The organism is Paenibacillus sp. TSA_86.1 (genome assembly GCF_052691815.1).
Map to the genome: position 1 here is coordinate 375,463 of NZ_JBQZGE010000003.1, position 10,200 is coordinate 385,662.

Genomic DNA, 10,200 nt, shown 5'->3' on the forward strand with positions numbered 1-10,200 from the left:
AAAATACTTCTTTTACGTGAAGCAGTAAGGAAGAAAGCTGGAAATACGAAAAGAGGAAAAGAGCAAACACAAAAGAACAGGGACAAAAAGAGCAGTCTCCAAGGAGGTGGCTCGTTTTGTCCCTGTTCTTTATTCCAGATGAATTGAGTCAAGCCAATCAAGGATGATGTCTACGGCTTCCTTATACCGCTGACCTACAAGCAGACCCGTATGTGTAGTATCCCAAAGTCCGGCATAATTTGCTTCAAGCTGTTTTGCAGTTAGCCAGCCTCTCTGATCCTCATCCTCGGACGCAACAGCTTTAATTACCAGGCTGGGACAAGTGATCAGACTTCCATCAATAGATATGCCTTCAGCCCCACAAAGGACAGAGAAAATACGGAAGGCTTTGGCCGACTCCATCTGTAGATACAGACGTTGAAAAGCGATATCTTCTACGTTTTCATCCATAGTCTCCGTTTCCTCACGTAAAGGTGCTGGCATGATCATTCCTGGTTTAATCTGATCCGTTACGGGATAGGGCAGAGCATCATGGACTTCTTTGCTGATGCTTGTGTCAATCACAATTAAACCTGCCAACTCGGCAGTCTCTGCAATCTTTTGACTGAGGATGCCGCCCATACTGAAGCCAATTAATACAGGAGGTTCAGCGATTAGGGATAGTACCTCGCGGATATCTTCTATATAATGGTCAACCGTTATTTGAGTCATGTCCATCACCCGGCTTTTGTAATGACTTCTCAGATTCATCGCATAACATGTCCAGCCGTGTTCCACAAAATGAGGGATGTACTTGCTCCACATCCAACTGCCTGTGTATGCCCCGTGAATCAATAGGAGGGGAGGACACGTGCTTACCTGTGCTGCCCCAGATCCCTGATTTCCCCTGTGAATTTCTACGTGCAGTGCATGTTTTCCAATCTTCTGTATCTCATGTTCAGGTAAGTATTGAGTATAATCCGTCATCATAAATCTCCTCTGTAATTAGTTTGATATCAAACTATTTTGCTAAAAAAATTTAAAAGTTGTCGTAAATTTTGATCAAAATACGAAGTAGTTCTTTTTTCTCATCACCAGTGATATTCGCATAGAAGGTATCCAGCAATCGTTCTGAAATATCCTCGAACACTGGTTTTAACGCTTCGCCTTTGGTAGTCAACGCCACATGAACGATACGAGAGTCGGTTGCATCTCGTTCTTTCACCACATATCCCGTTCGCACCAATTTGTCTATAAGCGCAGTTACTGTGGATTTATCTTTGCGAATGTTCTTTGCAATCTCTGCCATGGTCAACCGCTGATGGTTGTAAAGCGCGTAGATGATATCTCCATGAGAAGTAGCGAGATCGTTGATCCCCTCTGCTGCCATTTCGTTCAAAATAAAACGACTGGTTTTTTCTTTAATTTTGGATATAAGTGAAACTGCATCTCTTGTTTTCATACTTGTAATATAATTTGATATCAAACTAATGTCAAGATGGGAATGAAAATAGACCTCCCTATTTCGAGCAATAGAACCGCTCACTGGAATGGTCTATGATTACTTTTATTTATTGTACACCTATTGAAGTTTCGGATTAATGGCGTGGGAATGTTGACCTTTGCTGACCTCTTCGAAAATGTCTGTGGAATGGGTACTTGTACTGGCGCTTGAGGTTGGGCTGTTATTGTACTTCTGCTGCTGATTAACGGCAGGTATACTTGTTAGGGTGTAGCTACGTAGAATCTCTTCCAGATCGCCAACGGTCACGGGACGGGCGTGACGTTTCAGGATATAACCAAGTTGTCCGTTGGGTTCGACCGTGGCTGTTTGCAAATCGTCTATACTTTGGATTCCCTCCTGCCTTAAATGCATCTCTAGCTGATCCATCGTATAACGCATTCGTTTCAGATTCGGGATGATGACTTTCCCATTCTCTACAACGACTTTGGAGCGGCCGCTCATTAGACGTTCAAACATGTTGAACTTGATTTGTAATTGCTCTACAACGAGCAATGTTGCAATAAACACCGATGCAGAGCCAATCGCTTTCCCCAGTTCATGGTTGGCAATCGGCTGTACAATGGTGGTTCCGATGGAAATCATAATTACGGTTGTTGCGACACTCATCTGTGAGATCGACTTGCGACCAGCGATTCTAAGCAGGATCATGCCAATAAGAACAAGCAAGACAGATTTCCAGATCCAGTCCATAGTTAACATCCTTTCTGTTCCGGTATGTATTCTAGCTATTAGACTGTTCTGATATGGGGGTGAATATACCAAATTCATTCCTTCTGGTTATCCCTTTATTCTCATAATCAAGAAATAACAAACTTTCATTTTAAACGGCTCATCGTTTACAATAGGGTATTGATGCGGTGAACAAAGGAGCGGTTACACATGGCAAAACAAAAATATTACGTGGTATGGGAAGGAAAGCAACCAGGCGTATATAACACTTGGGCGGCGTGCAAAGCACAAACGGATCAATATACCGGAGCCAAATATAAATCGTATGAATCCAAGGAAGCCGCCGAAGCGGCATACCGTGCTGGATGGAAAGGGAACTGGGGATCAAGCGCTGGCGGTGCTTCCAAGTCCAAAACAGGCAGCAGCAGTAGAAGCGCCGGAATGGAAACATCGGAGGAAATTGATTATGACAGCATCTCTGTAGATGTCGGAACACGCGGCAATCCCGGGCCTGTTGAGTATAAAGGAGTCGATACACGCACAGGGGAGATCATTTTTTCCGTTGGGCCGATCTCGAAAGGTACGAACAATCTGGGTGAATTTCTCGCCATCGTGCATGCGCTGGCTTATCTCCAGAAAGAAGGCAGCAACAAAACGGTTTATACCGATTCGGTGAATGCGATGAAGTGGCTGAAGCAAAAAAAGGTTGCTACAACCCTGCCGCGTGACCATTCGACTGAAGAAATCTGGCTGATGATTGATCGGGCAGAGCAGTGGCTTCGCACGAATACGTACACCAATAAAGTGCTGAAATGGCAAACGAAACAGTGGGGCGAGATCAAGGCGGATTATGGCCGAAAGTGATTTATTTTAACTCCAAAATTGAAGTCTTGAGCTTGTCTATTAGAATCGATATTTACAATTTCCATTTTCCATTCTATAATCATCAGCATATGATAAGTCGCACATATGGAGGAGCCTGCATCCAACAGGCCCTCCTTATATATTTTTGGGCCGGGAATACCCGGGTTTTGATCACTGAATCAGGTGAGATGAGTATACATTGCAGGAGGCAGACATGAGTTCCATTTATAGAAGTGAAGAAGGAAAGAGCAGTATTCTGGAAGAGTACGAAATTTATTTGAGTGAACTGGGTGAAGGATTCACAAGAGAGTATGTGGAGACACGTTTTGGGAAAACACATGTGTTGTTAACCGGGCCGGAAGACGGCAAGCCGTTATTTATTCTTCAGGGCGGCAATTGTGTGAATCCGATGACACTGTCCTGGTTTTCTTCGTTATTTCAGTCCTATCGGATCATTGCGCCGGATACGATTGGTCACCCGGGGTACAGCGAGGAAACCAGCATTTCGGCACGTTTTGACAGCTTGGCCTTGTGGGTATCCGATCTGCTCGACCACTACGGAATTGAACAAAGTGCATTCATCGGTCCTTCTTTTGGCGGCGGTATTATTCTCAGACTGGCTACCTATATCCCGGAACGCATTGCATGCTCGGTATTGGTAGCTCCCGCAGGTCTTGCTGTCAATTCCAGAATGAAAACCGCTCATGACATTACACTTCCGCTCGTCAAGTATCGTATGACTTCTTCGCCAGCTTCTTTGCAAAAGATCACGGATAACCTGTCATGCCATTGTATGAAGGAAACAGATAAAAACCTGATCGGCAAAATATTCAAATATGTCAGTCTGGAGCAGGATTTGCCCAAACTTGCAGAGCGTGAAGAGCTTGAAAATTACAAATCGCCTACATTACTGTTGGTGGGTGAGAAGGACGTCTTTTTCCCGGGGGATAAATGTATTGACCGTGCTCAGAAGATTATTCCCAATGTAGAGGCAATTAAATATGATACGGGGCATTTTCCTTCTCAGGATGTGTTAAGTAAGATGAATGAGGAGATTCAGCACTTTTTAAGCAAACATTATTAGAAGCTACAGCCATTTGAAAGCAAAGGAATGAAGGCAACACAGCGTCACCAATGGTTTGGACACTTGGGGCAGTTCGTATTTTTGCGAATGGATTAACGAAACTGCCCCTTCTGTCGATACTATGTATAGAAGAGTACGTACACATCTATGTATAGAAAACGGGAGCTTGAACGAATAAGCACTTTCCGCGAAAAAAGTGTTTCAAACGATGTGGTTTGGTTTAAATAGTTGATTAGCGATGAACTGCTATCTGGTTGGACTCATCTCGGATGAGTTTAAGGATCAATCACACGGTCATGCGGCAAGTCTTCCGATCGACAAGGTTGAAAAGAGGTTTGGTATGAGAAAAGATAACTGGAATATGGCATTGCAACGTAATGTCATTTTGAACGATACATATCAGGTAAGACAGGTTCTGACCAGCAGTGAATTGGCTATTGTATATGTTGGACGGAATCGGCATACAGGGGCCAAAGTGGCAATAAAGGAATTTTTCCCTCATCGAATTGCTGCACGTCAGACCAACAAGCGCAGTGTATTCTGTGCATCCCGAGGATATGGCGGACAATTTCACGAATTGCTGTCTGCATTTCTTCAGGAGGGCGAGTTGTTGTCTTCTCTTAATCATCCCCACATTATTTCGTATGTGGATCACTTTGAGGCCAATGATACCGGATATCTGGTCACGGAATATTGTACCGGCATGATTCTGACAGATTATTTACAAGAGCGTAACCACGCACTGCAAGCCGATTTCATCACCGGTACGTTACTGCCGCTGGTGGATACGCTGGATTATATTCATAAACAAGGTATTCTTCACCGGGATGTCAAACCTTCCAATGTGATGGTCATGGAGGATGGCACGCCCAAATTGATTGACTTCGGTTCAGCTATGCGCTGGCCAATGCAGACCGGAACCAAGCAAGCGATTTTTACTTCTAAAGGGTATTCGCCACTTGAGTTCTACTCCGAGAAGTCGGTTCAGGGGCCGATGTCGGATATCTATAGTTTGTCTGCCTTGCTTCATTATTGGACCTGTGGACAGCCACCTATGGATGTGAAGCAGCGCCTGTTTCAGGATGAACTGCCATCGGTTCGCAAGCACAATGAATATGTAAATCCATGGCTTGCACGAGTCATTCAATGGGGACTTATGGTTCGTTCGGAGAAGCGCTGCACCTCACTGTCCTGGGTGAGAAGATCGCTGCGTATTCAAGCTTTGGTATGGAAGGTGCGCAAGCCAGGTACAGTGGAGTGGATGCTTGAAGAGAACGAGCATACTCAGGTCTATGAGCCGGAGCCAAAGCAGCAGCATGAGACGGCCTGACCGTGGTGAGTTTCAATGAAATTGGAGTAAGACTGTGTTGCGTATAGCTGTGGTGTTTAAAGGAGACCAAATCGACTCTATCTGCGGAGAAGATTTGGTTTTTTTACTATTTTGGGTTTTACTATAATAAAGGTAGAGTTAATCTAGTATAAGCACGTTGGAAAGAGGGTTGTGAACGAATGGAATTTGAATTTCATGTTACCCTAAGTGACCTGAGCCAGCAAGAAAAGCAAACTTTTATCCGTATCTGTGAAGAAGAGAATGTAAAACCGGTCCTGATCGAACTCGATCAGGGAGAGCACATCCATCAACCCATGATTACGGGCATGGTCCATAGCGAGGATTTTCAGGATGTACAGCGTGTCATTGAAGAGATTTCAATAACATTTAGGAATAACGGGTTCACTGTGGTACGTACAAAAGTAGAGATACCGGCTAAGGAGGAACGGTTTTTCAAACAACCGATAGTGCCTCAGTCCAGACCTTATTTTGAGTGGCATGGTAAGGTTCAAGTCGAAGATGTGAATAGGCTGAAGCATATATGTGCGGGGACAGAGGGGCATATCTCCCGTAATTCGCTCCATAAGAATGGCAGTATAAGGTTTGTAACTGTGCGTGAGTATGAGCATGCAGATCATTTTTATCGTAGCGTTGAGGAAATTCATAACATTTTGCAAAGCAATCAAATTGAACTGATAAAGCAACAATATGAGCTGTGTATATATGATAGCCAGGAAGAGTTGGATCGGGGCTGGATTTGATTGAGACGGTCTTATTTGTTTAAGGTGAAGATAGGGGGAAGAGTTGTGACGGGGAATGAGATACCTATGCATCGTTTCAATGAAGATGAGAGACTGATTGTTGTTTTGGAAGCTCTATTGAAACGGGCAGTGATGGTCGATTCATCCTTTATTTTAAAAGGCAGCCTGTTAACGAGACAGTACTTGGAGAATGCAAGTCTGCGCTATGCTGAGGATATCGACTTTTTGTATAAAGGTACGATTGAACATGCGGATCAGGCCAAGCAGATTTTTACGGATTGGATGATTCAGGTGACTGAACTTGAACTGAATGATGGAATCCATTTTCGCAGTTTTAGGGAGAACCCTTTCTGGCGTGAAATTGACTACGCAATGGACGAGGACTTTCCGACAGTGAATACAGATATTGCCTATGCTATTCAAAGTGAATCCAGTGAAGGAGATCGATATGAGGACGAGCTCTTTCTCGACGTTTCATTCAACCTGAAGCTGGATGCGGAGCCTGTCCCGTTAAACTATCAGCCGTTACGGGGAGAATCTTTTGTAGTACCATACACGGTTCCGCTGTCTACTCAAGTGGCTTGGAAGCTGCATCAGACGATTGTGAGGCCCAGATTCAAGGATCTGTATGATTTGCAGTATCTCGTATCTCACCCGTCCTATGACAAGCTGACTGTAGAAGATACATTGCAGACCCTCGTCAATGAATGTAGCATGACGGCTAGGATTACGAGTGAAGATATGAAAAAAATATTAGTCGAAGATTTGGATCCACTGTATCAAGGTTTGGAAAACGATTATCTATTGAAGCAGCTTGCAGGGGATCGGGTACCTGAAGTTTATTTCATGGAAGTTGCTACTCGCTTGCGAAAAGCGCTGAATCGTGCGGGTATCCATCAAGAGGCTTTCAAACATCTGCCGTCCCCAACATGGAAAAGATAATTCGAATATAGCGCAGCAGAAACGTTACACGGAATAAAGGATAGAACGGAGAATATGGATATGAATGATTTTATGAACAAGGATGATAAGAATGATGTTATTTTGGGCGCAGCAGCCCATGAACTGGAGCAGATGGTAGAACAGGTCTGCGAACTGATTGGCACACCACTCGCAGAAACGACAGAACTGCAACGTCAAGTGCTCGCCGCTTTTGGTTTTGGTGCGGTGTACAGCATTACTCATCGTGATCGACTGGCCGAACCCCAGGCTCATGCGCTGAGCATTCGGATGTTGACCAAACCGTTTAATTACAGTGAACAACAGGCAGTTGATTTTGCTGACGATCTGATTCGTGTTGCATCCAAGGAAGAGGTTCATCCAGTGATGAATACGATTATTCATCGCGGTATTAATGGACATATCCAGTTTACACAGGAGGATCACGAAGCTCTTGCTCGTAACATTCAGGAGATTATGGCGGCAGTTCAGCAACAAGGATAGATGTGGGAAGGTGAGAGACATGGACTACATGAAACTGAGCAAAGAGCTTTCCTATGCATTGAGACATGCGCCATGGGAATACGAGCTTGAGCTGGATGAAGAGGGATGGGTAGAGATTTCACAATTGCTCGTCGCTTTGCACGAAAGCCCAGGGTGGCGGAATGTAACAGAAGATGATCTGAAACATATGATTGCAGTTTCGGAGAAAAAAAGGCACGAGATCAATGCTGGACGAATTCGTGCACTTTATGGTCATTCTACTCCGCAAAAAATATCCAAAATAGCTACACAGCCTCCCGAATTGTTGTATCACGGTACACCCGTACGTACTGTGTCCTCCATCATGGAGCACGGTTTGCAGCCACGGCAACGGCAGTATGTGCATCTATCGGCTGATATGGATACGGCACGTCAAGTTGGACAAAGGCGAGATGATCAGCCTGTCATTCTGCGCATTCAGGCAGGGCAGGCCGCACGTGAAGGTATTCTTTTTTACCATGGCAACGAGAGTATTTGGCTGGCTGATGTGATTCCATCGCGTTATATTGAGCAAGGTTAATCGATTAGTTAGGTTAAAGAATGTGTAAGTTTTGTTCGAAGAGCTCCATAATAATGTATACGAAAAGGGTTGTCCCCGTCATCATGTGACGTATGGAACAACCCTTTTTCTATATCCTGTATGTTACCGTGAGGGCAACATGACGAATTTAATTACCCAAAATGGCTTTGAAACCTTCACTTAGCGGTTGAGCCGGACGACCAAGCAAAGTTTCCAGTGCGTCGCTCTCAACAGCCAGTGCACCTTGGCGGATTGAATTCTGCATTTCAACCAGCATGGATACAACAAAGTCAGGTAAACCTGCACCTTTCATGATGTCCGCGTAAGCCGCATCGTCCACATTCTGTACGTTGATTTCCTGTCCGAGTACTTCACCTGCAATGGCAGCAAGCTCAGCCTGTGTACGCAGTTTGCCGGACAATTCGTAAACCTTGTTCTCGTGTCCTTCGCCTGCAAGTACGGTAGCGGCAGCTTCGGCGTAATCACGGCGGGTAGCCCAGCCAACCAGGCTGTCATTCGTAGCATGTACCCAAGGAGCACCGTGTGTAACGGCTTGTACACTGCCAGCCTCATTTTCAAGGTACCAGTTATTACGTAGGAATGTGTAAGGGATGCCTGACTCACGGATCGCTTGTTCTGTCTTGCGGTGTACCTCGGCGAGGGAGAGCGGATTATGTTCCGCATTCACAACACTTGTATAAGCGATGTAACCAACGCCGGCTTTTTTGGCGGCTTGAACGGCAGTCTGATGCTGACGAATACGTGTCTCGTTATCCCCGTCTGTGGAGATCAGTAGTAACCGATCTACACCAGCGAAGGCTTTCTCCAGCGTGTCCGGCTGATCGAAATCCCCTTGTCGAACGTCTACACCTTGGGAGCGCAAAGCTTCTGCTTTTTCTGGTGAACGCACACTAACAGCCAAGTCTGTTGCAGCATCCGTCTTCAACAGCGCCTCAACAACCAGTGAACCAAGTTTACCTGTAGCACCTGTAACTAACAATTTCATTTTTGTTTCCTCCTATATTGTAGTTTGCAACATTCGCCTTGTTAGGTGGATGTGTAACGAAAATATATATCCTTGTAACTATAATAGTTACAAAAAAGAATGTTGTCAATTTTATGTTTTTTTATAAAGTTGATTAAGATGATCCGAATATATGTATAAAACGAATCGACCGTTGGTTATTTAGTTTTTTTATTTGCCCAATAAATGAGTGATGGTTCTTAAGGAGTGTTAAAAAAGAAACATTTTTTGTGTGAATAAGTGTAAAAACGGTATAAAAGAACCATTTTATTCAAGTTATTTGGAACTACTTACAATTATACAATTGCGTATAAGAGAAGAAAAATGTAAAAAGCTTCGACAAAATAGAAAATTATGTACGAATTGACAAATGTAAAAGCAATTATATAATGTGGGTATCTACAAATTAATTCATTTAGTTACAAATGATTCCAAAATAACAAATTGGCAGGAGTGAGACAGCAATGTGGTTTTTGGTTCTATGGTTATTTGGGCTTATTTCAGGGGCGGTTCATCTTTGGATGCTCGGTTTCCCTGGAGAAATGAGCGAGATTAGCAGAGTGTTATTGCTTCATCAGTTTGTGGTTACATTTGGACTCGTAGGTGTTATTGGTTACGTGGTTAATATCGCCAGAGCAGATCAAACAGCCAAGATGTTGGGTTGGCCAGGCGGACCGTTTCAGGTGAAATACGGATTTTCGCAAGTTGGACTTGGTGTTATGGGGATTATGGCAATCTGGTTTCAAGGGAACTTTTGGGTTGGTGTGTTGGTTACGATGTACATATATGGTTTAAGTGGCCTATGGTCACATACTTATGTCATGATTAAGAATCGCAAGGCAGATGGAGATAGTATTGGTAATCTGATTATGGACGTTGTCTATCAAACGTTTATCACGGTTCTTTCCATATTGGCTGGCGGCATCTGGGTAATGAGCTAAACAGGGACTGGATTTATGACA

General features: G+C 44.1%; 12 protein-coding genes. 8 read left to right on the forward strand and 4 right to left on the reverse strand.

Going from position 1 to position 10,200, the window contains the following annotated elements; all coding sequences use genetic code 11:
* Nucleotides 1–129: 129 nt before the first annotated feature.
* From ACUTVW_RS10680 to ACUTVW_RS10690, 3 genes are all read right to left on the reverse strand, one after another.
* Nucleotides 130–966: an alpha/beta fold hydrolase gene (locus tag ACUTVW_RS10680; protein ID WP_445645770.1), complete on the reverse strand. Its 837-nt coding sequence runs from the start codon at nucleotides 964–966 to the stop codon at nucleotides 130–132.
* A gap of 52 nt (nucleotides 967–1,018) precedes the next feature.
* The gene (locus ACUTVW_RS10685; protein ID WP_445645771.1) at nucleotides 1,019–1,441 is read right to left on the reverse strand and encodes a MarR family winged helix-turn-helix transcriptional regulator; all 423 of its coding nucleotides are present in this window, start codon (nucleotides 1,439–1,441) and stop codon (nucleotides 1,019–1,021) included.
* A gap of 120 nt (nucleotides 1,442–1,561) precedes the next feature.
* Nucleotides 1,562–2,194: a DUF421 domain-containing protein gene (locus ACUTVW_RS10690; protein ID WP_445645772.1), complete on the reverse strand. Its 633-nt coding sequence runs from the start codon at nucleotides 2,192–2,194 to the stop codon at nucleotides 1,562–1,564.
* 189 nt (nucleotides 2,195–2,383) lie between these two features.
* On the opposite strand from ACUTVW_RS10690, the gene rnhA reads away from it, so the two are divergent.
* The 7 genes from rnhA to ACUTVW_RS10725 all read left to right on the forward strand — a co-directional run bounded on the left by rnhA (nucleotide 2,384) and on the right by ACUTVW_RS10725 (nucleotide 8,214).
* Entirely contained in the window at nucleotides 2,384–3,037 is a 654-nt protein-coding gene (rnhA, locus tag ACUTVW_RS10695; RefSeq protein ID WP_445645773.1) for a ribonuclease H, read from the forward strand.
* Between the two features lie 214 nt (nucleotides 3,038–3,251).
* The gene (locus ACUTVW_RS10700) at nucleotides 3,252–4,121 is read left to right on the forward strand and encodes an alpha/beta fold hydrolase (protein WP_445645774.1); all 870 of its coding nucleotides are present in this window, start codon (nucleotides 3,252–3,254) and stop codon (nucleotides 4,119–4,121) included.
* A 340-nt stretch (nucleotides 4,122–4,461) separates the two neighbouring features.
* Nucleotides 4,462–5,451 (forward strand): serine/threonine protein kinase, encoded by a 990-nt coding sequence (locus tag ACUTVW_RS10705; protein WP_445645775.1) that lies wholly within the window; start codon nucleotides 4,462–4,464, stop codon nucleotides 5,449–5,451.
* Between the two features lie 179 nt (nucleotides 5,452–5,630).
* On the forward strand, nucleotides 5,631–6,212 hold the full coding sequence (locus tag ACUTVW_RS10710) for a hypothetical protein (RefSeq protein ID WP_445645776.1): 582 nt from the start codon (nucleotides 5,631–5,633) through the stop codon (nucleotides 6,210–6,212).
* 45 nt (nucleotides 6,213–6,257) lie between these two features.
* A complete protein-coding gene (locus ACUTVW_RS10715; RefSeq protein WP_445645777.1) occupies nucleotides 6,258–7,154 on the forward strand; it encodes a nucleotidyl transferase AbiEii/AbiGii toxin family protein in 897 nt (298 codons plus the stop codon).
* Between the two features lie 60 nt (nucleotides 7,155–7,214).
* Nucleotides 7,215–7,655 carry an Imm48 family immunity protein gene (gene imm48 / locus ACUTVW_RS10720; RefSeq protein ID WP_445645778.1) on the forward strand — a complete coding sequence of 147 codons (441 nt, stop codon included), beginning with the start codon at nucleotides 7,215–7,217 and terminating at the stop codon, nucleotides 7,653–7,655.
* Nucleotides 7,656–7,674: 19 nt separating this feature from the next.
* Nucleotides 7,675–8,214: an RNA 2'-phosphotransferase gene (locus tag ACUTVW_RS10725; protein WP_445645779.1), complete on the forward strand. Its 540-nt coding sequence runs from the start codon at nucleotides 7,675–7,677 to the stop codon at nucleotides 8,212–8,214.
* Between the two features lie 148 nt (nucleotides 8,215–8,362).
* Here ACUTVW_RS10725 and ACUTVW_RS10730 read toward each other — a convergent pair whose 3' ends face one another.
* Nucleotides 8,363–9,220: an SDR family oxidoreductase gene (locus ACUTVW_RS10730; RefSeq protein ID WP_445645780.1), complete on the reverse strand. Its 858-nt coding sequence runs from the start codon at nucleotides 9,218–9,220 to the stop codon at nucleotides 8,363–8,365.
* Between the two features lie 482 nt (nucleotides 9,221–9,702).
* Between ACUTVW_RS10730 and ACUTVW_RS10735 the strand changes: the two genes are divergently transcribed.
* Nucleotides 9,703–10,179: a DUF6790 family protein gene (locus tag ACUTVW_RS10735; protein ID WP_441929341.1), complete on the forward strand. Its 477-nt coding sequence runs from the start codon at nucleotides 9,703–9,705 to the stop codon at nucleotides 10,177–10,179.
* The last annotated feature ends 21 nt before the right edge of the window (nucleotides 10,180–10,200 follow it).